This is a genomic window from Pantoea stewartii, from assembly GCF_011044475.1.
In the GTDB taxonomy this organism is placed as follows: domain Bacteria; phylum Pseudomonadota; class Gammaproteobacteria; order Enterobacterales; family Enterobacteriaceae; genus Pantoea; species Pantoea stewartii.
Genome location: NZ_CP049115.1, coordinates 4,237,606 through 4,261,356, shown reverse-complemented (window position 1 = coordinate 4,261,356; position 23,751 = coordinate 4,237,606). Strand labels below are relative to the sequence as shown.

Sequence of the window (23,751 nt, the reverse complement as noted above, 5' to 3'; positions counted from 1 at the left end):
AGAGTTGAATGACTCTCGTCTACGCTTCTTGGTAGCTGTTTAATTCTGCCCTCCCCGGGATGGCAACGAATGACCAAGGAGATGAAGATGAAACAAACCGTCGCGGCGCTGGTGGCCAAAACGCTGGAAAACGCCGGTGTAAAACGTATTTGGGGCGTCACAGGTGACTCGTTAAACGGACTCACTGACAGTCTGAACAAAATGGGCACCATTGAGTGGATGCCTACCCGCCATGAAGAAGTGGCAGCTTTTGCTGCGGGTGCGGAAGCGCATGCCAGTGGCACGCTTGCGGTCTGCGCGGGTTCCTGTGGGCCAGGTAACCTGCATCTGATTAACGGGCTGTTCGACTGCCACCGCAATCGCGTTCCGGTACTGGCCATTGCCGCCCACATCCCCTCCAGTGAGATCGGCAGCGGTTACTTCCAGGAAACGCATCCACAAGAGTTGTTTCGCGAGTGCAGTCACTATTGCGAACTGGTCTCCAATCCCGAGCAGTTGCCCCAGGTATTGGGCATTGCCATGCGCAAAGCGATTCTGAACCGTGGGGTTTCCGTGGTGGTGCTGCCGGGCGATGTGGCGCTGCAACCCGCTCCCGATGCTGCGCGTGCAGAGTGGTATCCACCGCAGCTACCCGTCGTGTTGCCGTCTGCCGATGAACTGGCGACCCTGACACAAACACTGAATGACGCCCGCAATATTACGCTGATGTGCGGCAGCGGCTGTGCCGGTGCGCATGAGGAAGTGGTGCAACTGGCGGCAACGCTGAAAGCCCCTGTTGTGCATGCGTTGCGCGGCAAAGAGCATATCGAATATGACAACCCGTACGATGTGGGCATGACCGGGCTAATCGGTTTCTCCTCGGGTTATCATGCCATGATGAATGCGGATACGCTGGTGCTGTTAGGTACTCAGTTCCCCTATCGCGCCTTCTATCCTGAGAAAGCCAACATCATTCAAATCGATATTAATCCCGGCAGTCTGGGATCGCACTGTCATGTCGACCAGGCGTACGTCGGTGATGTCAAAACGACGCTGCGCGCGTTGCTGCCGAAGCTGCAGGTGAAAACCGATCAGCATCATCTCGACAGTGCGCTGAAACACTACGCGGAAGCGCGTAAGGATTTGGATGCGCTGGCCACCGCGAACGACAGGCAGCCCATTCACCCGCAGTATCTGGCTCAGCAAATCAGTGAACTGGCTGACGAAGATGCTATTTTTACCTGCGATGTGGGCACGCCGACCGTGTGGGCGGCGCGTTATCTGAAGATGAACGGCAAACGTCGCCTGCTCGGATCGTTTAATCACGGTTCGATGGCGAACGCCATGCCACAGGCGATGGGTGCACAGTCGCTTAACCGGGACCGTCAGGTCGTGGCGCTCTGTGGCGATGGTGGATTCAGCATGCTGATGGGTGATTTTCTGACCGTCGCACAGCTGAAATTGCCTGTCAAACTGGTCATTTTTAACAACAGTTCGCTGGGGTTTGTCGCCATGGAAATGAAAGCGGGCGGCTACCTGACTGACGGGACGGATCTGCATAATCCTGACTTTGCGGCCATTGCCGAGGCCTGCGGCGTGAAAGGTATTCGGGTTGAAAAAGCGTCAGAACTCAATGGCGCACTGGAACAGGCCTTTGCCCATGACGGCCCGGTGCTGGTGGATGTGATCACCGCGAAGGAAGAGCTGGCTATGCCGCCGGAGATCAAGCTGGAACAGGCCAAAGGATTCAGCCTCTATATGCTTCGTGCCATCATCAATGGGCGGGGTGACGAAGTGCTGGAGCTGGCAAAAACCAACTGGCTACGGTAAAACAGAGTGCTCTTGCGGGCGGGTTCTCTGCCCGCCTGTTTTCCGCAGACCAGGAGCGCCCGATGATCGATTTACGCAGTGATACCGTCACCCGTCCCGGCAGCGCGATGTTACAGGCGATGATGGCCGCTGAAACCGGTGATGACGTCTATCGCGATGATCCCACCGTCAATGCACTGGAAGCCGAAGCCGCACGTCTGAGTGGTAAAGCGGCAGCGCTGTTTTTCCCTACCGGCACGCAGGCGAACCTCGTGGCCCTGCTCAGCCACTGCGAACGCGGCGAAGAGTATATTGTGGGCCAGCAGGCGCACAATTATAAATATGAAGCCGGCGGCGCGGCGGTGATGGGCAGTATCCAGCCCCAACCCATTCTCGCAGCAGCAGACGGCAGTTTGCCGCTGGATGTCGTGGCAGACGTTATTAAACCCGACGACATCCATTTTGCCCGCACCCGGCTGCTGAGCCTGGAAAATACCCATCATGGGAAAGTGTTACCCGCTGCCTACCTGGAGCAGGCCTGGCATTTTACCCGAGCACATAAACTGGCGCTGCATATCGACGGCGCTCGCATTTTCAATGCGGTCGTCGCACAGCAAACCACGCTGGAAAACATTGCCCGCTATTGCGATACCTTGACCATTTGTCTGTCGAAGGGCCTGGGCGCGCCGGTAGGCTCGCTACTTTGCGGCGAGGCAGCCTATATCGAACGTGCACGCCGCTGGCGCAAAATGGCCGGCGGAGGCATGCGCCAGGCCGGTATTCTGGCGGCGGCGGGCCTGTATGCGCTGCAACACAACGTTACGCGTTTGCAAACGGACCACGACAACGCCGCCTGGCTGGGACAGGAACTGCAAAAGATGGGGATTGACGTCGCTGAGCAGCAGACGAATATGCTGTTCGTGCGCATCCCGGTCGATCAGGTTACGGCGCTGGGCCAGTGGATGCATGCGCACAACGTCCTGATGAGTGTGGGCCCGGTAACACGGATTGTGACCCATCTGGATGCTGAGCGTCCCGCGCTTGAAACGGTGCTCGGCCACTGGCGGGCCTTCCTGGCACAGCACCGTCCTGATGCGGCATCGGATGCGGTGAACCTGCCCGCCTCGCCTTACGCAGGCCGCTGACCTCGCCACAGCGCCGTGATCGAGGGATTATTGCGCTGTGCCGTATTTCTCCAGCAGGGCCTGCGCTATCGCCAGGGTTTCGGCATCCGCGAAGCCCTGAATATTTGCAGAACGAAAATGCATCTGAAAGGCGGCAATCAGTTTCTGTTGCTCGTCCGCGCTCATTCCTTCCGTCACCTGATAACCATAACGCTGCAAGCACTCCAGCAGGGTTGCGGCTGGCACAGCGGCGTAACGATCGCGTCCGGCCAGATAAAACGCCACGCGTTGTGAATCGGGCCACGCGCCAATGCCCTCAGCGGCCAGTTGCTGCCAGGGAAACAGCGGGCCGGGATCCTGCTTACGCTGCGGCGCGATATCGCTATGGCCCACTATATTTTCCGGCGCGATGCCATAGCGCTGCGTTATATCGCGTACCAGCGCCGCCAGGGTGCGAATCTGCGCAGGGGGGAACGGTTGCCACGTCACTCCGGCCGGCGTCCGGCGGTAGCCGTTGTTTACCAGTTCGATGCCCACCGAGGTGTCGTTAATACGGGTTGCGCCGCGCCAGAAGCTGGCGCCGGCATGCCAGGCCAGATCCTGCTCCGGTACCAGTTGCCAGATAATGCCTTTACCGTTGCGCTGCGGTGGCTGGCGGGGAATAAGATAATGCACGCTGACGTCACGGTCAGTCAGCGTAGCCAGCGAGGAGGAGAAATCCTCGGCGGTATAGTGAATCACCACCACCTTCACGCGCGGACGCGCGCCCTGTGCGGGATGGCGCAAATCAACCCAGTAGCCCGATCGTGATTCAATGCCTGAGTGGCAGCCCGCCAGCAGCAGCGCCATCAGACAGCACAGGAGGCGTTTCAACGAATAACAACCGCCGTGCCGCTGACGCTAACCATCAGCATGCTGCTGTCTTTCCCTACGGTTTCATAGTCAATATCAATGCCCACCACCGCGTTCGCCCCCAGCGCTCTGGCCTGCTCTTCCAGCTCTTTAAACGCGATCTCGCGCGCTTTACGCAACTCTTTCTCATAAGCGCCCGAGCGGCCGCCCACAATATCGCGAATCCCGGCGAAAAAATCGCGGAATATATTGGCCCCCAGAATCGCTTCACCGGTGACTACGCCGCAGTATTCCATGATGCTGTGTCCTTCCAGCGTCGGGGTTGTTGACAATTTCATCGTACTCTCCTGTTACCGAAACGGGTCAAAGGCTCTTTCACCTAAAAGCAGGGCTATACTCTATGTTAAAAAAGCACCTTGCCAGAGAACAATAAGGAAATCGAGATGAGAAACAAAGGTTTTGCGCTTTTGCTCCCGGCTGCGCTGCTGCTGAGTGCCTGTACGACGGTCGAGCCGGTAATCAAGGATAATGGCCCGCGCATGGCCCCCTGCGTGGAAGGTGGCCCGGACACCGTCGCCCAGCGTTTTTACGACATGCGTATCGAGCATCCTTCATCCGGCCTGCCTGATACCGCGACGCTGGCACAGTATCGCCCTTACCTGAGCGATGGACTTTATCAGGCGCTGCTGCAAGCCAGCCAACGTCCTGATGCGGCGACGTGGCGCAACGGCGATCTCTTCTCCAGCCTGGCTCAGGGGCCAACCGGGGTTGACGTTGCCGATGCTTCCACGATTCCTAACCGGGATGCCCGTAACATTCCCCTGCGCGTGAAAATGAGCCGCGGTGACAAACAGTGGCAGGACGAAGTGCTGATGATTCATCAGGGCAGTTGCTGGGTCGTCGATGATGTCCGCTATGTGGCAGATGTCCCGCATCCTGGCGGAGGATCGCTTAGCCAGCTGCTTGAAAAAACAAAGAAATAAACGCTTTTTGACATCTGCAGATAAAAACGCCGGCGGCCAGGCCGTGCGTTTTTATCCCGCGCCACCTCCGGTTCCCCGTCTTCTCACCGCCTTGTCTCGCGATATCTTGTGCTAATCTTTTGTGTGTTTACCGCTTATTCGTAAATTTTAAGCCACCTTAATTGCATAACTATTTTGGTGACGTTAAAATCCGCAAAACTAATAGCTATTCAAAATTGGCGCATGAGTATTCAACTAAACGCGATTAATTGTTTCTACGGTGCTCACCAGGCGCTGTTTGACATTAACCTGGAATGTCCGCAGGGCGAAACGCTGGTGCTGCTTGGCCCAAGCGGCGCAGGAAAAAGTTCGCTGTTGCGCGTGCTGAATCTGCTTGAGCGCCCACGCTCAGGCCAGTTGCACATTGCAGGTAATGATTTCGACTTCAGCAAAACCCCTTCAGAGGCCGCGATACGCGAGCTTCGTCAAAATGTCGGAATGGTCTTCCAGCAATATAATCTCTGGCCGCACCTGACGGTGCTGCAAAACCTGATGGAAGCCCCCTGCCGTGTACTGGGCCTGAGCAAGGCCGACGCACGCGCCAGAGCCGACAAGCTCCTCGATCGTCTGCGCCTGACCAGCTATAGCGACCGTTTCCCCCTGCACCTTTCTGGCGGGCAACAGCAACGCGTAGCCATTGCCCGTGCGCTGATGATGGAGCCGCAGGTGCTGTTATTTGATGAACCCACTGCCGCGCTCGACCCTGAAATCACCGCCCAGATCGTCAGTATTATCCGCGAGCTGGCTCAGACGCAGATTACACAGGTTATCGTGACGCACGAAGTGGACGTGGCCCGTAAAACGGCCAGCCGTGTAGTTTATATGGAAAACGGGCATATCGTGGAACAGGGTGATGCCAGCCGCTTTACACAGCCGCAAACCGAGGCGTTTGCACATTATCTTTCGCACTAAGTCAGGATGCTAAAAATGAAAAAAGTCGTACTTGCTGCACTGCTTGCCGGATTGAGTTTAAGCGCCTCCGCCGCTGAAACTATTCGTATTGCCACCGAGGCCTCCTATCCTCCGTTTGAATTTGTCGATGCCAACAACAAAATTCAGGGCTTCGACGTCGATCTGGCGAATGCGCTGTGTAAAGAGATGGATGCAACCTGTACCTTTACCAACCAGTCTTTTGACAGCCTGATCCCAAGCCTGAAATTCCGCCGTTTCGATGCCGTTATGGCCGGTATGGACATTACGCCTGAGCGTGAAAAGCAGGTGCTGTTCAGCAAGCCTTACTACGATAACTCTGCGATTTTCGTGGCGCAGAAAGGCAAAGTGGCCAGTGTTGACGCGCTGAAAGGTAAACGTGTAGGCGTGCAAAACGGCACCACACATCAGAAATACCTGGCCGACAAACACAGCGACATCACCGTTGTCCCTTATGACAGCTATCAGAATGCCGTGCTTGACCTGAAAAATGGCCGTATCGATGCGGTCTTTGGCGACAGCGCCGTGGTAAACGAGTGGCTGAAACAAAACGCGAATCTGGCCCCGGTGGGTGAGAAAGTCACGGATAAAGCCTACTTTGGCACCGGTCTGGGCATCGCCGTTCGTCAGGGCAATACCGAGCTGCAAGGCAAGTTCAACACCGCGCTTGATAAAATCAAGGCCAATGGTACTTACAAAACCATCTACAACAAATGGTTTCAGCAGTAATCTCTGATGAATGAAATAATTCCGCTTGCAAGCGCCGCCGGCATGACCGTCGGCCTTGCTGTTTGTGCCCTCATCGCTGGCCTTGTGCTGGCGATGATTTTTGCTGGCTGGGAGTCAATGCGGCTGCGTCCGTTCGCCTGGGCAGGCACCGCACTGGTCACCCTGATTCGCGGCCTGCCAGAAATTCTGGTGGTGCTGTTTATCTACTTTGGTGCCTCGCAACTGCTCCTGACGCTGTCTGACGGTTTTACGCTACATTTCGGTCTGTTCAGCGTACCGGTTAAGATGCAGATCGAAAATTTTGATGTCAGCCCGTTCCTGTGTGGCGTGATTGCACTGGCTATGCTTTACGCCGCCTATGCGTCACAAACGCTGCGCGGTGCGTTAAAAGCCGTGCCGGTCGGTCAATGGGAATCGGGCCAGGCGCTGGGCATGAGGAGGTCGGCGATCTTTTTCCGCCTCATCATGCCGCAGATGTGGCGTCATGCGCTGCCCGGTCTGGGTAACCAGTGGCTGGTCTTGCTGAAGGACACTGCGCTGGTGTCGCTTATCAGCGTTAACGACCTGATGTTGCAAACCAAAAGCATCGCTACGCGTACGCAGGAGCCCTTTACCTGGTTCCTGATTGCGGCAGCCATTTACCTGGTGATTACGCTGTTTAGCCAGGCAGTGCTGCGTCGTATTGAACACCGTACAACCCGTTTTGAACGGGGGAACAGCTGATGCTGCAATATTTACCCGAACTGTTGAAAGGGCTTCATACCAGCCTGACACTGACTGCGGCGTCGCTGGTGGTCGCGCTGTGTCTGTCGCTGATGTTTACCATTGCACTGACCCTGAAAACACCGCTGTTTTCGCCCCTGATTAAAGGATTTATCACGCTGTTTACCGGCACCCCGCTGCTGGTGCAGATTTTCCTGATCTACTACGGGCCCGGTCAGTTTCCCAGCCTGCAAAAACTGCCGTGGCTGTGGCATCTGCTGTCACAACCCTGGTTGTGTGCCATGCTGGCGTTGTCGCTGAACAGTGCTGCCTATACCACGCAGCTGTTTTACGGTGCGGTGCGGGCGATACCTGCCGGTCAGTGGCAGTCCTGCGAGGCGCTGGGCATGACGCCCAGACATAGCCTGCGCATTTTGCTGCCTTATGCGTTTAAGCGTGCACTCTCCTCTTACTCCAATGAAGTCGTGTTGGTCTTTAAGGGCACCTCGCTGGCGTTTACGATTACGCTGATGGAAGTCATGGGACACGGTCAGTTACTGTATGGCCGGACCTACGATGTCACGGTTTATGCGGCTGCGGGACTGATTTACCTGTGCGTTAACGGCCTGCTTACCCTTCTGATGCGCCTGATCGAAAAACGCGCTCTGGCCTTCGAGCGTCGCGACTGATCTTCAGGCAGGGAAACCTGCCTGAGTAATTTTTCAGTCACATTTATTGCATAAAAATTCATTATCTGGCATCTTACTCCGCTGTATGTTATGTGACTGATGGCCAGGGAGCCTGTAATGAAAAAATGGATGATTGCTGCAGTACTGGTAAGCCTGGCGGTAAGCGCGCAGGCCGCTGAGAAAATTCGTTTCGCCACCTCTGCTACCTATCCCCCTTTTGAATCGCTGAACAGCGACAACCAGATTGTCGGCTTTGATATTGATCTGGCAAAGGCCCTTTGCCAGCAGATGAAAGCGGAATGCTCGTTTACCAATACGGCATTTGACAGCCTGATCCCCTCGCTGAAGTTTCGCCGATATGATGCCGTCATTGCCGGCATGGACATCACGGCCGAGCGCAGCAAACAGGTCGATTTCACCCAGCCTTATTATGCCAACTCGGCGATTGTGATTGCCCCGAAAGGCAAATTCAGCGCGATAAGTGACCTGAACGGTAAACGCGTAGGCGTCGAAAACGGCACCACGCACCAGAAATACCTACAGGACAAACATCCGGACATCAAGGTGGTGGCTTATGACAGCTATCAGAATGCCATTCTGGATATGAAAAGCGGCCGTCTTGACGGCGTGTTTGGCGACAGCGCGGTGGTCAATCAGTGGTTAAAAACCAACAGCGATCTGGCCAGTGTGGGTGAGCATGTGACGGACGCCGATTATTTTGGGGCAGGCTTAGGCATTGCGGTACGCAAAGGTAACGACGGCCTGCGTGAGAAACTTAACCAGGCACTGGCGGCACTTAAAGCCAACGGCACCTGGCAGAAAATCAACCAGCAATGGTTTCCTGAATAAGGTTTATGGGCCAGCCGCGTACTCTGCTGACCGGTTCTGCACTGTCCTCAGTTCAGCAGCTTACCTGGCTGGCCCGCCCTGACGTTGATGCGTCAACAGCGTCAGCACCTCATAATGCGCGGTGTGCGGGAACATATCAAACAGCTGGACCTGCGTTACCCTGTAGTCACTGAGCCGGGCGATATCCTGCGCCATGGTCTGTGCATTACAGCTTGAATAAAGTACATAATCCGGTGCCATCGCACGGAGATACTCACACAACTCACGGCCAATCCCCCGACGCGGTGGATTGACCAGCACCAGCTGCGGCACCGCTTCGCGTCCCAATGCAAACGCGGTGGAATCCAGCGCGGCAAAACTGACATTATCCAGGCCCAGCATATCGGCAGAGCGTTCTGCACAGCGAATCGCTTCGGCGCTGATTTCAATCCCGGTAAGCTGCAGGGCCGGCGAGGCGCAATGCAGGCCAAATCCGCCCACCCCGCAGAACAGATCCCACATGCTGGTTACCGGAAGCGCACGGACCCAGTCGCGCGCCGTGGCATACAGCGCACTGGCGACCTGAGGATTGGTCTGGAAAAAACTCTGAGGGCGGATCCACAAGGGCACCCCATTGAACGTTTCTGCCAGCGACTGGGTCGGCGTTAACGGAATCTCCTCCTCCCCTTCCAGAATGGCCATATGAACCGGCTGGATATTGGCGGAGATCACTGTCAGTTGCGGCAGCTGTTGCTGAATCCAGGGCAGCGCAGCTCGCAGTTGTGCCAGCTTCGTGTGCGAGCGCAGAACAAAGCGCAGCATCATGCCGCCCTGCGTGCTTTCCGTCAGCAGCAAATACTTCAGCTCACCGCGCTGGCGTTCAATGTTGTACGGCGTTAACCCCGCGCGCGCGATAAACGGTTTTAAGGTTGCCAACACTGGTGAAAAACGGTCAGGGTAAAGCGGACAGTCCGACAGATCGACGGCCTCGCCGTTGCGCTGCACGATGCCAAAAACAGGCCGCTCTACACTTCCACTGACCACCATCTTCGCTTTATTACGAAACCCTTCCTGGGCCGAGGCGACCGGCGGCAGCCAGGTTGCAACCGGAACATCAGCCAGCAGTTGGGCCAGCAGAGACTGTTTTTCATCAAGCTGCTGTGAATAGGGTTTTTCGAGCCACTGGCATGAGCGGCAGCGGTTAGCGTCATAGAGCGCGCATTGCATGGTAAAGCCTGTATTGCCTGTCGGGAGGGTGAGCAGAGCGCGATTGTATCACCGCTTACGAAAAAATGCGCGGCTACTGGCGGGCAGAAACAACAGCAGGAATACCGCCAGGTCGGGCAGTTTTTGCTGCAAGGTGTGGTGAATGATCTGCAGATTACTTTCGCCGTCAATACTGAAAATTTCCGGATAGATCCCGCCCGTGGAGGCCATCAGCATGTAGCACAACACCACAATCTGCACCACGACAAATCCCCAGCGCCCGCGATTGCTCCCGCGCATCAGGGTAAAGGCACAGCGCAGCTCAAATAAAAAAATGATCTGACTGGCAATGAAAATCAACGTGGAATCCCAGGACTGCGCACTGCGATGGAGAAAGTTGATGATTTCGGTATAGCCCAGCGCGTTCACCAGCATCAGCACGCTGAGGCAGCGCGTGGCAATAATGGCGATGCCGGCCACCGTAACGGGCACCGGCGCATCCGGTAAAACAGAACTGTGCTTCAGGGTTTCCGACATGTCCTCGACTCCGCCACGCGATAAAAAGGCTGGATAAACCAGCCTTTATCTATATTGGCAAACGTCAGGCATTTCAGCCACGTTTAGCTTTCTGAATATCGCTTAAACGCTGTTTTTCTTCATGCGCCATCACGCGCCAGGCGATAAAACCGACAATGCCCACGACAAACAGGATGAGTGACGCCAGGGCGTTAATCTCCGGATTGACCCCACGACGCACCGTGGCAAAAATCGCCATCGGCAACGTTGTCGCGCCCGGCCCGGTGACAAAGCTGGCAATCACCAGATCGTCCAGCGATAAGGTAAAGGCCAGCAGCCAGCCGGTGACGATAGCGGGTGCAATCATCGGTACCGTAATCACGAAAAACACCTTCAACGGCGTCGCGCCCAGATCCATCGCCGCCTCTTCAATGGAACGGTCCAGCTCATGCAGGCGCGAGTTAATCACCACCGCCACGTAGGCTGTACAGAAGGTCACGTGCGCCAGCCAGATGGTCAGCGTGCCGCGTTCGGTTGGCCAGCCCAGCGCATTACCGAGCCCCACAAAGAGCAGTAACAGCGACAGACCGGTAATCACATCCGGCATCACCAGCGGTGCGGTCAGCATAAAGGCAAAGCCGTTATGCCCACGAAAACGCCCAAAGCGCACGATAATTACCGCCGCCATGGTGCCCAGCACCACCGCCATGGTGGCGGAAAGCGCGGCGATGGTCAGGCTCAGCACCACCGCATCGATCATGGCATCGTCCTGGAACAACACCTGATACCAGTGGAAGGAGAAACCTTCCCACACCGTCACCAGCTGCGAGCTGTTGAAGGAGTAAACCACCAGCAGCAGCATCGGCGCGTAGAGAAATAAAAAGCAGCAGGCCAGGATGACTGTGCGCCAGGGAGAGCGGATCGTTGGCAGATTGTTCATCCCTTCTCTCCCATTTCGCGGTTTTGGTGTTTGTGGAACCAGATAATCGGCAAAATCAAAATCAGTAAGATGATCACCGCCAGTGCCGACGCCACCGGCCAGTCACGGTTGTTAAAGAACTCCTGCCACAGAATGCGGCCAATCATAATACTGTCCGGGCCGCCCAGCAGCTCAGGGATCACGTACTCGCCGACCGCCGGAATAAACACCAGCATGGATCCGGCAATGATGCCGCCTTTGGTCAGCGGCACAATCACGCTAAAGAAGGTTTTCAGCGGACGCGCGCCCAGGTCCAGCGAAGCTTCCACCAGCGAATAATCAATGCGCGTCAGCGCGGTATAGATCGGCAGCACCATAAACGGCAGATAGCAGTAGACGATGCCAATGTACACCGCCGTGTTGGTATAGAGGATGATCAGCGGATGATCGATCACCCCCAGCCACAGCAGGAAACGATTAAGAATACCGTTATTGTTCAGCAGCCCCATCCACGCATAAACCCGCACCAGAAACGATGTCCATGAGGGCAGAATCACCAGCAGCAGCAGGATGGATCGCATTGAAGGCTTACTGTGCGCGACCGCCCACGCCAGCGGATAACCTATCAGCAGGCAAATCACCGTCGAGATAGCGGCCACTTTTAATGACTGCAGATAGGCGTCAATGTAGAGCGGATCGTCGCTGAGCGTGACGTAGTTGCCCAGATTGAGCACCAGGCTCAGCTGATCGTCAGCCCAGTTAACCAGTTCGGTATAGGGCGGAATGGCGCGCGCAATGTCGGCAAAACTGATCTTAAGTACGATCAGGAAAGGCAGCAGAAAGAACAGCGTCAGCCATATGTAAGGTAAGGCAATGACCAGCTTGCGCCCGTGCTGCATTTTGACGCGCGTTGCCCAGCGCTGCAGCGGCGTGCCCAGCAGTTTGGCAGGGGCTTTAGTGCGTTGAAAAATCTGGCTCATCCCGCCTCCTTAAACCGTCAACACCACGCAGCTGTCGCTGTCCCAGCACAGGCGGACTTCATCGCCCCATGTCGGTAGCCCTTTGCGGTAGCGATGTTCATTTTGCAACTGGGCGCTCAGCATCTGACCGCTGTGCAGGCGCACGTGATAAATGGACAGATCGCCCAGGTAGGCAATATGGACCACTTCACCGACGGCAAAGTTACAGCCATCCGCCGGCACCGTTTCGCACAGCATCACTTTTTCCGGGCGCAGCGCAACATGTACCGGCACGTTATCGACCACCGACACGTCCGAATCGACTTTAAGCGGATGTTTCAGGCCCGGGCTGTCAATCACCAGGCCATCTGCCTGACGCTCACGCAGCAGACCTTCAAACACATTGACCGAACCGATAAATTCCGCGCTGTAGCGGCTGGTCGGATGCTCATAAATCTCCTCCGGCTCGCCGATCTGCACAAATTTGCCCCGGTTCATGATAGCGATGCGCCCCGCCATCGTCATGGCTTCTTCCTGATCATGCGTCACCATCACGCAGGTTGCCCCCACCCGTTCCAGGATATCCACCACTTCCAGCTGCATCCGATCGCGCAGCTTTTTATCGAGCGCGCCCATTGGCTCATCCAGCAGCAGCAGTTTTGGCCGTTTTGCCAGGCTGCGCGCCAGCGCCACGCGCTGACGCTGACCGCCCGAAAGTTGATGGGGTTTGCGCTTAGCAAACTCCTGCATATGTACCAGCGATAACATTTCTTCGACACGGCTGGTAATTTCGCCTTTAGCCAGCTTGTCCTGTTTCAGCCCGAACGCAATGTTCTGCTCCACCGTCATGTGGGGAAACAGCGCGTAACTCTGAAACATCATATTGATGGGACGCTGATAGGGCGCGACATGCGACAGATCGTGTCCATCCAGCACAATCTGCCCGCTGGTGGGCTGTTCAAAGCCTGCCAGCATGCGGAGTAAGGTCGATTTACCACAGCCGGATGCGCCGAGCAGGGCAAAAATTTCGCCTTTATAAATAGTCAGGCTGACATCGTCCACGGCATGCTGGCCGTCAAAGGATTTTGTCAGATTACGAATTTCCAGTAACGGCGTTAACGCTTTTGCCGTTTTAGTCTGCGGGCGTGGGATGGCATCGTTCACTCATATCTCTCCGGAGCCAGGCGGAACAACGCGGCAAACAGTGCCGCTAAAAATGGCACAACAGAGGCCGGGACTGCGCCTCTGTTGCTGTAGCAGGACATGCCGTTTCGTTACTTACCGCTTTTAACCTTAGTCCATGCACGCGTGCGCACACGATCCAGTTTAGGATCCTGTACCTTCAGTACAAACAATTTGGCCATGGCATCCGGCGTAGGGTAAATGCCCGGATTGTTGCGGATATCGGCATTAATCAGCGGCAGAGACGCTTTATTGCCGTTGGCATAATTCATTTTGTTGGACACGTCAGCAATAACTTTCGGATCCATGATGTAGTTCAGCCAGGTGTAAGCCGCGTCCACATCTTTGGCATCTTTAGGAATCGCCATCATATCAAAGAACGCCAGTGCGCCCTCTTTCGGTACGCTGTAGCCAATGTTGACGCCGTTCTTCGCTTTTTCCGCACGATTTTTTGCCTGAAGAATATCGCCGGACCAGCCGATCGCCACACAGATGTTGCCGTTGGCCAGATCGTTAATGTATTGCGACGAGTGGAAGTAACGAATATTTGGACGCAGCTTCAGCAGCAGATCGGTCGCGGCGCCGGAATAATCCTTAGGATCGCTGCTGTTCGGATCTTTGCCGAGGTAGTTCAGCACGGTCGCGAAAATTTCTTCAGGTGCATCCAGGAACGAGACGCCACAGCTTTTCAGTTTTTCCAGGTTCTCAGGTTTCAGCACCAGATCCCAGCTGTTGACCGGCGCATCTGCACCCAGTGCGGCTTTGACTTTTTCAACGTTGTAGCCAATGCCGGTGGTGCCCCACAAATACGGAATGGCATATTTATTACCCGGATCGTGCTGGGCAACCTTCTCCATCAACGCCGGATCAAGATTTTTATAGTTGGGCAGTTTGCTTTTATCCAGCGGCTGGAACACGCCAGACTGCAGCTGACGCGCCAGGAAGCTGGACGAAGGCACCACCACATCGTAGCCGGTGCTGCCGGCCATCAGTTTGCCTTCCAGCACTTCGTTGGAATCAAACACGTCATAAACCACTTTAATGCCGGTCTGCTTTTCAAAGTTCGGCACGGTATCGGGCGAAATATAATCCGACCAGTTATAAACGTGCAGCGTTTTATCTTCCGCCATGGTACTGGCTGAAGCAGCCATCAGCACCCCAGCAACCACACCTGACAACCATTTTTTACGTTGGTTGAACATGTTTTTAATCCTCCTGAGCGGGTTATAACAACGCTGCACATCAGTGATCCGACATTGCGTTTTTATGATTTAAAAATCAGTGACACAATGAATCATTATTCAGTGGACGTTTAATAGTAAAAACCTATACCAGCACGGTATTCCTGCGGTTAGTGCCGCACCGCAAGCATAGCCGCCCCGTTCGGGGTTAACCATACCTCAGCGTAAAAAACGCCTGAACGTAATATTTTATGCATGTTTAAGCTATGAGGTTCGGCTTTTACGGCATAAAGAACGTCATAAATCTGGCAATTAAGGGCTTAATGCAGAATAAAACATTACGGTTACAAAATAACCTACCTCCTTCACAATTGATAACATTGAGAATATTTGACGCTGAAGGAAAAAACGATTGCATGACGCGTGCGGCAGGAAAGCCTGTGCCAGGGACAGGCAGCGTGACAGGCATAAAAAAGCCGTCCTGGCAGACGGCTTAATCACGGCGGTGAGGATCAGTGAAGAACGGAATGCATGCTGCTGGTGGCAACATGCTCTTCATCTTCACCCATCATCAGCAGGTTGTTGGCGAAGGCTTCCATGATGACCATGGAAATTTCTTCTTCGCTCTGCTTCATGAAATGCGAAAACTGGCCGAAGGTTAATCCGGCTGTGATCATCATCGACTGGCACACAATCAGCTTCGGCAGATTGTCATCCTGAATATCGATAAACGCTTTCACCGTTAACGAACTGGCGTTAATTTGCGACAGGTCACCCACCAGCGGAATTAACGCCGTCGGCTTCACTTCCGCCAGTGCTGAAAACAGAATGACGTTGTCTACCAGGTCGATTTTAGCGTCAAACACCCCGTCGAAGTTTTGCATATGCGGCAAATGCAGCGCCTGACAAGCATCACATTCAAACCAAGTGATATTTTGCTGATCCAGCCAACGACGCAGCAGGTCGATATCCGGAACGACAAGAGAATCCATTGTAAAATCCCATGGGGTGATAAATAAGCGACTTAGCTTACGGAAAAATGTGGTGAGTTTCCATGAAAACCACTGAAAAGCGCGGGTCAACCTGCGGTTTTAGGACGGTGCCCGGGGGTAGCGTACCGCTCAATATGATCGATCATCATACCTGCAATGTTAAGACCACTTGTAGTTTCAATACCTTCCAGACCGGGTGAGGCATTCACTTCCATCACCAGTGGACCGCGATTTGAACGCAGAATATCTACACCCGCGACATCCAGCCCCAACACCGCCGCCGCTTTAACGGCCATCAGACGTTCCTGCTCACTGATGTCAACGATGCGGGCTTTACCGCCCCGGTGCAAATTCGAACGAAAATCGCCCTCTTTTGCCTGACGCTCAATCGCCGCCACGACCCGGTCGCCAATCACCAGACAGCGTACATCGCATCCGCGCGCTTCCTGAATAAACTCCTGCACCAAAATATGCGCATTCAGTCCACGAAACGCATCGATGACACTTTCAGCCGCCTGGCGGGTTTCCGCCAGAACCACGCCGATGCCCTGCGTGCCCTCGACGAGCTTTACCACCAGCGGCGCACCGCCCACCATGGCGATCAGGTCCTGTGTATCATCGGGCGACGAGGCGAACCCGGTCACCGGCATGTCGATGCCATCACGGGCGAGCAGTTGCAGGGAACGCAGTTTGTCCCGGGCACGCGTGACCGCAGCGGACTCATTGAGTGGATAGCTGCCGCACATCTCAAACTGGCGCAGCACCGCCGTGCCATAGAAGGTGATTCCGGTACCGATACGGGGAATCACGGCATCGAAGTGACCCAGCAACTCGCCACGGTAATGGATACCGGGCGAGGCAGAATTGATGTTCATGTAGCAGGAAAGAGGATCAATGATTTGTACAAAATGACCACGCTGTTCGGCGACTTCACGTAAACGGCGGCAGGAATAGAGCGATCCATCGCGCGACAGAATAGCCATTTTCATCAATTAAAATCCTTGGGTTGTATTAGCGTGTTGCCCAGCCCTGCTGATGCAGGTAGTCCAGCATAAACGGGCGCGTTTCTTTAATAATCAGGCGCTGAATCAACTGACTCCAGGTTTCGCTGCGCTGGTTGCTGTCGCGTTGTTCGTAATAGATCGCCGTCCGGTTATCGTAATCAGCCAGCACGGCCGGATCCACTGGTTGATAGCGATTTTCATGCACTAACATGGCCTGGGGAATACGCGGCTTCACATCCGGCACCGATTCGGGATAGCCCAGACAAAAACCAAACAGCGGCAGGACAAATTTTGGCAGCCCCAGCAGTTCTGTTACCTGAGCGATATTGTTACGGATGCCACCAATAAAAACGCCGCCCAGCCCCAGCGACTCTGCTGCAACCATGGCATTTTGCGCCATCAGCGCCGTATCGACACAGCCCAGCAGCAGTTGTTCTGCGCGGCCCAGCTGCGCATCAGGACAAATTTGCAGATGACGATTAAAGTCAGCACAAAATACCCAAAACTCAGCGGCTTCCCCTACCCATGTCTGTCCGCCTGTTAATGTCACCAGCTGCTCACGCATGGCCGGATCGGTGATACGGATGATGGATGAGCACTGCAAAAAGCTGGACGTGGACGCCGATTGCGCCGCAGCAATAATCGCTTCGCGCTGTTCAGCGCTTACCGGCTGGTCAGTGAACGCGCGAATTGAACGGTGGCTGCACAGTAAATCGATTGTCGGTGTCATAAAGTCTCCAGCTGATTTATCTTTTTTTGTCGGAAAGGTTGAACAACTGCGGCGCAAGCGCTTTCGCACTGCGCCACATCAGGAGCCAGGCGGCAGGCAACATTAGCAGAATGCCGATGATAAACAGCGCGGTAGCCAGCCCGGGTGTAGCCAGGCGGCCCGGCAGGCCAGGGAACCAGTGATTCACAACCAGCAATGCACTGGCAATCAGTAACCCACCCAGCGCTTCCATCACCAGCAGTGCTTTCGGCAATTTAGCGACGTTTTGCATGCGTTTCTCCTGCCTCAAGGCCAATCGCCCCCCAATTATGGTTAACATCCGCAAATTTGCACATCAGAGGTGTCGGGATTGTTCCGCTCTGCCGACGTGCGACGGATTCATCGGGGACGGGCATTAGACTAACAGGTAATTCCTGCTTTCTTTAAGCGCAACGAGCGGGCATCATAGGCCGCTTTTCTGACGTGATTCCGTGTCACTCACACGACGTCCCTTGCAAGGAGTTTTCGATGATTGCTGTTATTTTTGGTCGTCCCGGCTGCCCGTACTGCGTTCGCGCAAAAGAACTGGCTGATAAACTGCAAGCTGAGCGTGATGATTTCAACTATCAATACGTAGATATTCAGGCGGAAGGCATTACTAAAGCGGATTTAGAGGCCAGTGCGGGGAAACCGGTCAGCACCGTGCCGCAAATTTTCCTGGATGAGCAGCATATTGGTGGTTATACCGAGTTTGCCGCATGGACGAAAGAGAATCTGGGCTTCGTGGCCTGATTTCGCTCACCCGGTCAGCGCGCTGACCTCACGGGTGAGTTCTTCGTTGCCTGCATCAGATACCGTTCGCAGAGTGCCGGGTCTCTGATGCAGGCCGTTCCGGCCTTACTGTCTGATTGCCACAATCAGCTTCATCAGTCTGACGATTAATGCGCCGCATCCTGCCCAGAACATCCCGCTCAGGCTCCAGACCATAATATAGTCCCAGCGTGCCGGCACAGCGAAAATACCGTGCAGCAACAGCGCCGCCAGCAAGGTGCCAACAGAGGCCATGATCAACGTACTTTTCAGCGGTGCCGAGTGCTGCATAAACGCCATCAATCCACCCGGCAGTAAAAAAAGCAATAATGCAGGCTGACTGTGCAACGCATGTTTATCCAGGGCACAAAAATCCTGGGCAAAAATAAACACCAGACAATAAAGCAGACCTCCTGACAGACAGGTCGCCCAAAAATAATAACGCTGCGGCATAACTCCCCACTCATTTAAAACACGCCAAAACATCGCTTTTGACCTTGATGAGCCTGGTGGAAATAAAAATAAACAGTCGTTTTGTGTACGAATGAAAGTCGCCAATGGCTGAGAAAGTATTTTCTGATTAGAATATTACCCGCGTTATCCGCGCAGTCATTATGGATGACGTAACGGCACGCTTACGGTCTGGACAAGATAGCGAAAAACAGACCACTCTTCAATACGTTACACGTAAACAAGAAGTTAAAATGTTGAATGTTAACATCGCAGAATTGTTAAGAAGTAATGACATTTTGTTATTATTTTTCGTACTGGCGTTGGGACTTTGCTTAGGAAAATTACGTTTTGGCTCTGTCCAGCTCGGAAATTCCATTGGCGTATTAGTCGTTTCGTTATTATTAGGCCAGCAACACTTCTCGATGAATACCGATGCCCTGAGCCTGGGCTTTATGCTGTTTATTTTTTGTGTCGGCATTGAAGCCGGCCCTAACTTTTTCTCTATTTTCTTTCGGGACGGGAAAAATTATTTCATGCTGGCCATTGTCATGGTCGCCATTGTCATGGTCGCCAGTGCTCTGCTGCTGGCGCTGGGCTTTGGCAAGCTTTTCGGCTGGGACATCGGCCTCACCGCCGGTGTTCTGGCGGGTTCGATGACGTCGACGCCAGTCCTGGTGGGCGCGGGCGATACGCTGCGTCAGAGCATTAGCGACCCCAGGCAGTTAGGCATCATGCAGGATCAACTCAGTCTGGGCTATGCGGTTACCTATCTGGTGGGGCTGGTCAGCCTGATTTTCGGTGCACGTTACCTGCCACGTCTGCAGCATCAGGATCTGTCCACCTGTGCTCAACAGATTGCGCGTGAGCGCGGTCTTGATGCCGACAGTCAGCGTAAGGTTTTTCTGCCCGTTATCCGCGCCTATCGCGTGGGCCCGGAGCTGGTGGAATGGAGCGGCGGTAAGAATCTGCGCGAGCTGGGCATCTATCGCCAGACGGGCTGCTATATCGAACGTATCCGACGCAACGGTATTCTCGCCAGCCCCGATGGCGATGCTGTGCTCCAGCTGGGCGATGACATTTCGCTGGTGGGCTACCCGGATGCGCACGCGCGCCTGGATCCCAGTTTCCGCAACGGGAAAGAAGTCTTTGATCGCGATTTGCTCGACATGCGAATCGTGACCGAGGAGATTGTGGTGAAAAATCACAATGCCGTGAACAAGCGGCTGAGCAAACTTAACCTGACCGATCACGGCTGCTTTTTAAACCGCGTCATTCGCAGTCAGATAGAAATGCCTATCGACGACAATATTATGCTGAACAAAGGCGATGTGTTGCAGGTCAGCGGGGAAGCCCGCCGGGTGAAAAGCGTCGCCGATCGCATCGGCTTTATTGCTATTCACAGCCAGATGACCGACTTACTGGCTTTCTGCGCCTTTTTTATCATCGGCCTGATGACAGGACTGATCACGTTCCAGTTCAGCAACTTCAGTTTTGGCATCGGTAACGCGGCCGGGCTGTTATTTGCCGGTATCATGCTGGGCTTCCTGCGGGCTAACCATCCTACCTTTGGCTATATTCCGCAGGGTGCGCTGACGATGGTCAAAGAGTTTGGTCTGATGGTGTTTATGGCAGGGGTTGGCCTGAGTGCAGGCAGTGGAATCGATCACGGTATTTCCAGTAACGGGGCGCTGATGCTGTTGTGCGGCCTGCTGGTCAGCCTGCTGCCGGTGGTGATTTGCTACCTGTTTGGTGCCTATATACTGCGCATGAACCGGGCACTGCTGTTTGGGGCGATTATGGGTGCCCGCACCTGCGCGCCAGCCATGGAAATTATCAGTGATACCGCGCGCAGCAATATTCCGGCTTTAGGCTATGCCGGCACCTATGCTATTGCCAACGTCCTGCTGACGCTGGCCGGCACGCTAATCGTCATTATCTGGCCGTTATTGCCTTTATAAAATTTTTTTACTGACGTCCAGAACTTTTTATTTTGATCACAGTCTGAATAAGTGCCACTGCTTTTCTTTGAAATCCCCAAATTGTGGAGCCCGCTGGTCTTTTTCCCGGCGGGTTTTTTTATGCCTGCTTTTCTCCCGTCCTATTTAACACAAAAAAGTCATAAAAGTTAAACCGCGTTGCAACCTCCGTGCAGATTAAGAACCTTGTGATGGACTCGCCGGGCATCTGGATTCAGGATAGCTGACTTAATTTGTTAGCAATGTGTGCTGGCAGATGCGACAGACTCCATCCGGTTTGACCTGCTTGTCAGGCTTTTTTTGGATCGAGAAAATCTGAACATCAGTAAAACGAGGAACCGTTCACGTAATGGAAGAATTAAACCGTACCCTGTTCACGGCGATTAACGCGACGCCCGACTCACCTCACTGGTTACTACAGCTTGCCACGTTTATTGCCAGAGACGTCATTGCCATCGTGCCACTTTTGATTGTGGCGTTGTGGTTATGGGGCCCGCGCGATCAGGTTGCGTCACAGCGTGTGCTGGTGCTGAAAACCGGCATCGCGCTGCTTTACGCACTGGCGATATCCTGGTGCGTTGGTCAACTGTTACCGCATCCGCGGCCTTTCGCCATTGGTTTCGGTTATCAGTTTCTTCATCACGCACCTGACGACTCGTATCCGAGCGATCATGGCACCACCATTTTTACTTTTGCGCTGGCCTTTCTCTTCTGGCACCGCCTCTGGTCAGGCGTCATCCTGATGGTCGTAGGTACCGCAATCGCCTGGTCACGTATTTATTTGGGCGTGCACTGGCCAATGGATATGCTGGGCGGCTTGCTGGTAGGTATGCTGGGTTGTCTGGCGTCGCATCTTGCCTGGCAGCTTTATGGTGAACGCCTGTTGAATGTTCTTAACCCCGCTTACCGACTGCTGTTTGCGCTACCGATTCGTAAAGGCTGGACGCAGAGTTAATCTTTTGCTGATGTCGGCGCAAACGTACGTGGATTTCAGGGCCAAACGGGCCGCCTGCCGTAAAAAAGGGACGCCCTCGCGTCCCTGATTGTTAGCTGAACCACTTCCCGAACCAGCCGTTGAACTTCATCATCACAAAATCAATCATCCGGCTGAAGAAGCCGCCCTCCGGCACATCCTGCAGCACGACCAGTGGCCGTTGTTCAATGGTTTTGCCATCCAGCTGGAAATTAATGGTGCCGACGACCTGATTTTTCTTCAGCGGCGCTTCTAACTGGCGCGATGACAGCGTATAGCTGGCTTTCAGGTTTTTCATCTGACCTTTTGGAATGGTCAGCGCGGCATCTTTCGCCACGCCCAGACTGACCTGACTCTGATCACCAAACCAGACGCGCTGCTGGGCGAACGGGGCACCCGCTTTTAATGGCGTAACCGTTTCAAAGAAGCGGAAACCCCAGGTCAGTAGCTTTTCGCTTTCACGGAAGCGAATGGCATCGCTGGCGGTGCCCAGCACCACCGAAATCAGTCGCATATCGCCCTCGGTTGCCGAGGCGACCAGATTATTACCTGCGCCTGACGTATGGCCCGTCTTGATGCCGTCAACGTGAAGGTTGGTGCTCCAGAGCAGACGGTTGCGGTTCATCTGGCGAATATGATTGAAGGTGAACTCTTTCTCTTTATTCAGTGCGTACTCTTCCGGCACATCGCGGATCAACGCCTGACCAAGCAGCGCCATATCCCGTGCGGTGCTGTACTGCCCTTCCGCATCCAGACCGTGTACCGTCATGAAATGTGTATTGGTCAGCCCCAGCGCTTTAACGTAGTTATTCATCAGCCCGATAAACGCGTCCTGACTGCCTGCCACATAGTCGGCCAGCGCGATACAGGCATCATTGCCTGACTGGATCACAATGCCTTTATTCAGCTCATGCACCGGAATACGATCGCCCGGTTTAAGAAACATCAGCGACGATCCGCGCAGTTTGGGGTTGCCGGTCGCCCAGGCATCCTGTCCTACGGTCACCATGTCATCTGGCTTAATTTTGCCGGCTTTAATTGCCTGCCCAACCACATAGCTGGTCATCATTTTGGTCAGGCTGGCTGGATCAAGCCGCTGGTCCGCATTGGACTCGGTCAGGACCTTGCCGCTGGCATAGTCGATTAAGATCCAGGCTTTGGCATCAATTTGAGGAGCATCCGGTGCCTGTACTGCCAATACAGTCATCGGTGCAATCAGTAGCAAAGAGGTGGCAGCGACGCGCCGCAGGTGAGATGAGAAGCTAGTTTTTGTCATGAGCTTGACCGGATTGTCCTTGTTAAAACGGAAAGTCAAAGGCGTGAAACCCTCTGTCAGAACGCTACCCGCTGGCGTGACTGAAAAAAACCGCTTAATCGTAAAGTTTTATAGATTTTAGTAGATTAACCCTGGCATGACCGCCGCGCGCGTGCCATTTTCCGGCAACAGTGTCGTCCATAAAAATGCGTTAAATTCCGAAATTTTCATCAGAAAGTTAAGGCCGTCACAAAACTGGGTTAACCTGACGCTATTCACTCGAGGAGAACCCGTATGGACCTGGCACTGTTTGATCTGGATGAAACGCTGATTAGTGAAGACAGCACCGGCCTGTGGCTGCGCTGGCTGGTTTCACAAGGCTTTGCGTCCAGTGAGCTGATTGAGGAAGAGCAGGCGCTCATGCGCCAGTATTACGCCGGGACGCTGTCCATTGAAGACTATATGCATAAAACGCTGTCCCCGTTAAGCGGCATGGCGACCCTGACGGTTGAGGGCTGGATCCGCCGCTTTATTCATCGCGACATTATGCCGCGCGTCTATCCTGAAGCCCGGGAACGTCTCAAATGGCATCAGTCACGTGGCGACAGAATCATTGTTATCTCCGCCAGCGGTGAACATCTGGTGACGCCGATTGCCCGCCAGTTAGGGGCCTGCGGTGCCCTCGCCATCGGTGTGGAAGTGGTGGATGAGCGCTACAGCGGCAACACCTACGGAACGATGACCTTTCAGCAGGGCAAAGTGACGCGGGTGGAAGAATGGAAAGCCCAGCGGCCGGATGAACACTACTCACATACCTGGGCTTACAGTGATTCTCTGAACGACCTGCCGATGCTGGTGCAGGCCGATTATGCTCACGTGATTAACCCTGCGGAACCGTTACGCCAGGAAGCCGAAAAACGCGGCTGGCCGGTTTACCACTGGGCGCGTTAAG

Annotated in this window: 25 protein-coding genes and 1 pseudogene; 12 read left to right on the top strand and 14 right to left on the bottom strand. The window is 54.5% G+C overall.

Annotated features, from left to right (window positions below; all coding sequences use genetic code 11):
• Positions 1-87 precede the first annotated feature (87 nt).
• Both poxB and ltaE read left to right on the top strand, forming a co-directional pair.
• Positions 88-1,809 (top strand): ubiquinone-dependent pyruvate dehydrogenase, encoded by a 1,722-nt coding sequence (gene poxB / locus G5574_RS20145; RefSeq protein ID WP_033737651.1) that lies wholly within the window; start codon positions 88-90, stop codon positions 1,807-1,809.
• 62 nt (positions 1,810-1,871) lie between these two features.
• A pseudogene (gene ltaE, locus G5574_RS20140) lies at positions 1,872-2,870 on the top strand (low-specificity L-threonine aldolase); the annotation flags it as partial.
• A 90-nt stretch (positions 2,871-2,960) separates the two neighbouring features.
• On the opposite strand, the gene G5574_RS20135 reads toward ltaE, so the two are convergent.
• A complete protein-coding gene (locus G5574_RS20135) occupies positions 2,961-3,761 on the bottom strand; it encodes an N-acetylmuramoyl-L-alanine amidase (protein ID WP_174250623.1) in 801 nt (266 codons plus the stop codon).
• Between the two features lie 20 nt (positions 3,762-3,781).
• Positions 3,782-4,102, bottom strand: coding sequence for a heavy metal-binding domain-containing protein (locus G5574_RS20130; RefSeq protein WP_033737653.1), 321 nt, complete (start codon positions 4,100-4,102; stop codon positions 3,782-3,784).
• A gap of 105 nt (positions 4,103-4,207) precedes the next feature.
• On the opposite strand from G5574_RS20130, the gene G5574_RS20125 reads away from it, so the two are divergent.
• The 6 genes from G5574_RS20125 to G5574_RS20100 all read left to right on the top strand — a co-directional run bounded on the left by G5574_RS20125 (position 4,208) and on the right by G5574_RS20100 (position 8,685).
• A complete protein-coding gene (locus G5574_RS20125) occupies positions 4,208-4,747 on the top strand; it encodes a lipoprotein (protein ID WP_058701036.1) in 540 nt (179 codons plus the stop codon).
• A gap of 222 nt (positions 4,748-4,969) precedes the next feature.
• Positions 4,970-5,698 (top strand): arginine ABC transporter ATP-binding protein ArtP, encoded by a 729-nt coding sequence (artP, locus tag G5574_RS20120; protein WP_110267732.1) that lies wholly within the window; start codon positions 4,970-4,972, stop codon positions 5,696-5,698.
• Between the two features lie 15 nt (positions 5,699-5,713).
• The gene (gene artJ / locus G5574_RS20115) at positions 5,714-6,445 is read left to right on the top strand and encodes an arginine ABC transporter substrate-binding protein (RefSeq protein WP_033737655.1); all 732 of its coding nucleotides are present in this window, start codon (positions 5,714-5,716) and stop codon (positions 6,443-6,445) included.
• Positions 6,446-6,451: 6 nt separating this feature from the next.
• The gene (artQ, locus tag G5574_RS20110; RefSeq protein ID WP_164483094.1) at positions 6,452-7,168 is read left to right on the top strand and encodes an arginine ABC transporter permease ArtQ; all 717 of its coding nucleotides are present in this window, start codon (positions 6,452-6,454) and stop codon (positions 7,166-7,168) included.
• Positions 7,168-7,836: an arginine ABC transporter permease ArtM gene (gene artM / locus G5574_RS20105; protein WP_039341365.1), complete on the top strand. Its 669-nt coding sequence runs from the start codon at positions 7,168-7,170 to the stop codon at positions 7,834-7,836. The genes artQ and artM overlap by 1 nt, the downstream gene beginning before the upstream one ends.
• A 117-nt stretch (positions 7,837-7,953) precedes the next feature.
• Positions 7,954-8,685 carry an arginine ABC transporter substrate-binding protein gene (locus tag G5574_RS20100; protein WP_164483093.1) on the top strand — a complete coding sequence of 244 codons (732 nt, stop codon included), beginning with the start codon at positions 7,954-7,956 and terminating at the stop codon, positions 8,683-8,685.
• 60 nt (positions 8,686-8,745) lie between these two features.
• On the opposite strand, the gene rlmC is transcribed toward G5574_RS20100, so the two are convergent.
• From rlmC to G5574_RS20050, 10 genes are all read right to left on the bottom strand, one after another.
• Positions 8,746-9,891 (bottom strand): 23S rRNA (uracil(747)-C(5))-methyltransferase RlmC, encoded by a 1,146-nt coding sequence (gene rlmC, locus G5574_RS20095; RefSeq protein ID WP_164483092.1) that lies wholly within the window; start codon positions 9,889-9,891, stop codon positions 8,746-8,748.
• A 48-nt stretch (positions 9,892-9,939) separates the two neighbouring features.
• A complete protein-coding gene (locus tag G5574_RS20090) occupies positions 9,940-10,407 on the bottom strand; it encodes a YbjO family protein (RefSeq protein WP_033737659.1) in 468 nt (155 codons plus the stop codon).
• A gap of 73 nt (positions 10,408-10,480) precedes the next feature.
• Positions 10,481-11,326 carry a putrescine ABC transporter permease PotI gene (gene potI / locus G5574_RS20085; protein ID WP_164483091.1) on the bottom strand — a complete coding sequence of 282 codons (846 nt, stop codon included), beginning with the start codon at positions 11,324-11,326 and terminating at the stop codon, positions 10,481-10,483.
• On the bottom strand, positions 11,323-12,285 hold the full coding sequence (gene potH / locus G5574_RS20080) for a putrescine ABC transporter permease PotH (protein ID WP_039341374.1): 963 nt from the start codon (positions 12,283-12,285) through the stop codon (positions 11,323-11,325). The genes potI and potH overlap by 4 nt, the downstream gene beginning before the upstream one ends.
• 9 nt (positions 12,286-12,294) lie before the next feature.
• Positions 12,295-13,428, bottom strand: a complete 1,134-nt coding sequence (gene potG, locus G5574_RS20075) for a putrescine ABC transporter ATP-binding subunit PotG (RefSeq protein ID WP_033737661.1) — start codon at positions 13,426-13,428, stop codon at positions 12,295-12,297.
• 110 nt (positions 13,429-13,538) lie between these two features.
• Positions 13,539-14,648: a spermidine/putrescine ABC transporter substrate-binding protein PotF gene (gene potF, locus G5574_RS20070; protein ID WP_033737662.1), complete on the bottom strand. Its 1,110-nt coding sequence runs from the start codon at positions 14,646-14,648 to the stop codon at positions 13,539-13,541.
• Positions 14,649-15,139: 491 nt separating this feature from the next.
• Positions 15,140-15,619, bottom strand: coding sequence for a type III secretion system chaperone family protein (locus G5574_RS20065; RefSeq protein ID WP_033737663.1), 480 nt, complete (start codon positions 15,617-15,619; stop codon positions 15,140-15,142).
• Positions 15,620-15,705: 86 nt separating this feature from the next.
• Positions 15,706-16,608 carry a 30S ribosomal protein S6--L-glutamate ligase gene (rimK, locus tag G5574_RS20060; protein WP_033737664.1) on the bottom strand — a complete coding sequence of 301 codons (903 nt, stop codon included), beginning with the start codon at positions 16,606-16,608 and terminating at the stop codon, positions 15,706-15,708.
• A gap of 22 nt (positions 16,609-16,630) precedes the next feature.
• Entirely contained in the window at positions 16,631-17,353 is a 723-nt protein-coding gene (nfsA, locus tag G5574_RS20055; protein ID WP_033737665.1) for an oxygen-insensitive NADPH nitroreductase, read from the bottom strand.
• 16 nt (positions 17,354-17,369) lie between these two features.
• Positions 17,370-17,624 (bottom strand): DUF1418 family protein, encoded by a 255-nt coding sequence (locus G5574_RS20050; protein ID WP_054687954.1) that lies wholly within the window; start codon positions 17,622-17,624, stop codon positions 17,370-17,372.
• Between the two features lie 236 nt (positions 17,625-17,860).
• Here G5574_RS20050 and G5574_RS20045 point away from each other — a divergent pair, with 236 nt between their 5' ends.
• Positions 17,861-18,124, top strand: a complete 264-nt coding sequence (locus G5574_RS20045) for a GrxA family glutaredoxin (RefSeq protein ID WP_033737667.1) — start codon at positions 17,861-17,863, stop codon at positions 18,122-18,124.
• A gap of 105 nt (positions 18,125-18,229) precedes the next feature.
• Here G5574_RS20045 and ybjM read toward each other — a convergent pair whose 3' ends face one another.
• Positions 18,230-18,595 (bottom strand): inner membrane protein YbjM, encoded by a 366-nt coding sequence (ybjM, locus tag G5574_RS20040; RefSeq protein ID WP_033737668.1) that lies wholly within the window; start codon positions 18,593-18,595, stop codon positions 18,230-18,232.
• A gap of 254 nt (positions 18,596-18,849) precedes the next feature.
• On the opposite strand from ybjM, the gene G5574_RS20035 reads away from it, so the two are divergent.
• Together G5574_RS20035 and ybjG are read left to right on the top strand one after the other, a co-directional pair.
• Entirely contained in the window at positions 18,850-20,553 is a 1,704-nt protein-coding gene (locus tag G5574_RS20035) for an aspartate:alanine antiporter (RefSeq protein ID WP_164483268.1), read from the top strand.
• Between the two features lie 367 nt (positions 20,554-20,920).
• Entirely contained in the window at positions 20,921-21,526 is a 606-nt protein-coding gene (ybjG, locus tag G5574_RS20030) for an undecaprenyl-diphosphate phosphatase (RefSeq protein ID WP_033737669.1), read from the top strand.
• A gap of 91 nt (positions 21,527-21,617) precedes the next feature.
• Here ybjG and G5574_RS20025 read toward each other — a convergent pair whose 3' ends face one another.
• Positions 21,618-22,820, bottom strand: a complete 1,203-nt coding sequence (locus tag G5574_RS20025; RefSeq protein ID WP_164483090.1) for a serine hydrolase — start codon at positions 22,818-22,820, stop codon at positions 21,618-21,620.
• Between the two features lie 273 nt (positions 22,821-23,093).
• On the opposite strand from G5574_RS20025, the gene G5574_RS20020 reads away from it, so the two are divergent.
• The gene (locus G5574_RS20020) at positions 23,094-23,750 is read left to right on the top strand and encodes an HAD family hydrolase (protein ID WP_039341391.1); all 657 of its coding nucleotides are present in this window, start codon (positions 23,094-23,096) and stop codon (positions 23,748-23,750) included.
• Position 23,751 lies beyond the last annotated feature (1 nt).

Bases quoted from the DNA above. Each gene is read 5' to 3' on its own strand.
- poxB (WP_033737651.1), top strand. From the start codon at position 88: ATGAAACAAACCGTCGCGGCGCTGGTGGCCAAAACGCTGGAAAACGCC.
- G5574_RS20135 (WP_174250623.1), bottom strand. From the start codon at position 3,761: ATGGCGCTGCTGCTGGCGGGCTGCCACTCAGGCATTGAATCACGATCG.
- G5574_RS20130 (WP_033737653.1), bottom strand. From the start codon at position 4,102: ATGAAATTGTCAACAACCCCGACGCTGGAAGGACACAGCATCATGGAA.
- G5574_RS20125 (WP_058701036.1), top strand. From the start codon at position 4,208: ATGAGAAACAAAGGTTTTGCGCTTTTGCTCCCGGCTGCGCTGCTGCTG.
- artP (WP_110267732.1), top strand. From the start codon at position 4,970: ATGAGTATTCAACTAAACGCGATTAATTGTTTCTACGGTGCTCACCAG.
- artJ (WP_033737655.1), top strand. From the start codon at position 5,714: ATGAAAAAAGTCGTACTTGCTGCACTGCTTGCCGGATTGAGTTTAAGC.
- artQ (WP_164483094.1), top strand. From the start codon at position 6,452: ATGAATGAAATAATTCCGCTTGCAAGCGCCGCCGGCATGACCGTCGGC.
- artM (WP_039341365.1), top strand. From the start codon at position 7,168: ATGCTGCAATATTTACCCGAACTGTTGAAAGGGCTTCATACCAGCCTG.
- G5574_RS20100 (WP_164483093.1), top strand. From the start codon at position 7,954: ATGAAAAAATGGATGATTGCTGCAGTACTGGTAAGCCTGGCGGTAAGC.
- rlmC (WP_164483092.1), bottom strand. From the start codon at position 9,891: ATGCAATGCGCGCTCTATGACGCTAACCGCTGCCGCTCATGCCAGTGG.
- G5574_RS20090 (WP_033737659.1), bottom strand. From the start codon at position 10,407: ATGTCGGAAACCCTGAAGCACAGTTCTGTTTTACCGGATGCGCCGGTG.
- potI (WP_164483091.1), bottom strand. From the start codon at position 11,326: ATGAACAATCTGCCAACGATCCGCTCTCCCTGGCGCACAGTCATCCTG.
- potH (WP_039341374.1), bottom strand. From the start codon at position 12,285: ATGAGCCAGATTTTTCAACGCACTAAAGCCCCTGCCAAACTGCTGGGC.
- potF (WP_033737662.1), bottom strand. From the start codon at position 14,648: ATGTTCAACCAACGTAAAAAATGGTTGTCAGGTGTGGTTGCTGGGGTG.
- G5574_RS20065 (WP_033737663.1), bottom strand. From the start codon at position 15,619: ATGGATTCTCTTGTCGTTCCGGATATCGACCTGCTGCGTCGTTGGCTG.
- rimK (WP_033737664.1), bottom strand. From the start codon at position 16,608: ATGAAAATGGCTATTCTGTCGCGCGATGGATCGCTCTATTCCTGCCGC.
- nfsA (WP_033737665.1), bottom strand. From the start codon at position 17,353: ATGACACCGACAATCGATTTACTGTGCAGCCACCGTTCAATTCGCGCG.
- G5574_RS20050 (WP_054687954.1), bottom strand. From the start codon at position 17,624: ATGCAAAACGTCGCTAAATTGCCGAAAGCACTGCTGGTGATGGAAGCG.
- G5574_RS20045 (WP_033737667.1), top strand. From the start codon at position 17,861: ATGATTGCTGTTATTTTTGGTCGTCCCGGCTGCCCGTACTGCGTTCGC.
- ybjM (WP_033737668.1), bottom strand. From the start codon at position 18,595: ATGCCGCAGCGTTATTATTTTTGGGCGACCTGTCTGTCAGGAGGTCTG.
- ybjG (WP_033737669.1), top strand. From the start codon at position 20,921: ATGGAAGAATTAAACCGTACCCTGTTCACGGCGATTAACGCGACGCCC.
- G5574_RS20025 (WP_164483090.1), bottom strand. From the start codon at position 22,820: ATGACAAAAACTAGCTTCTCATCTCACCTGCGGCGCGTCGCTGCCACC.
- G5574_RS20020 (WP_039341391.1), top strand. From the start codon at position 23,094: ATGGACCTGGCACTGTTTGATCTGGATGAAACGCTGATTAGTGAAGAC.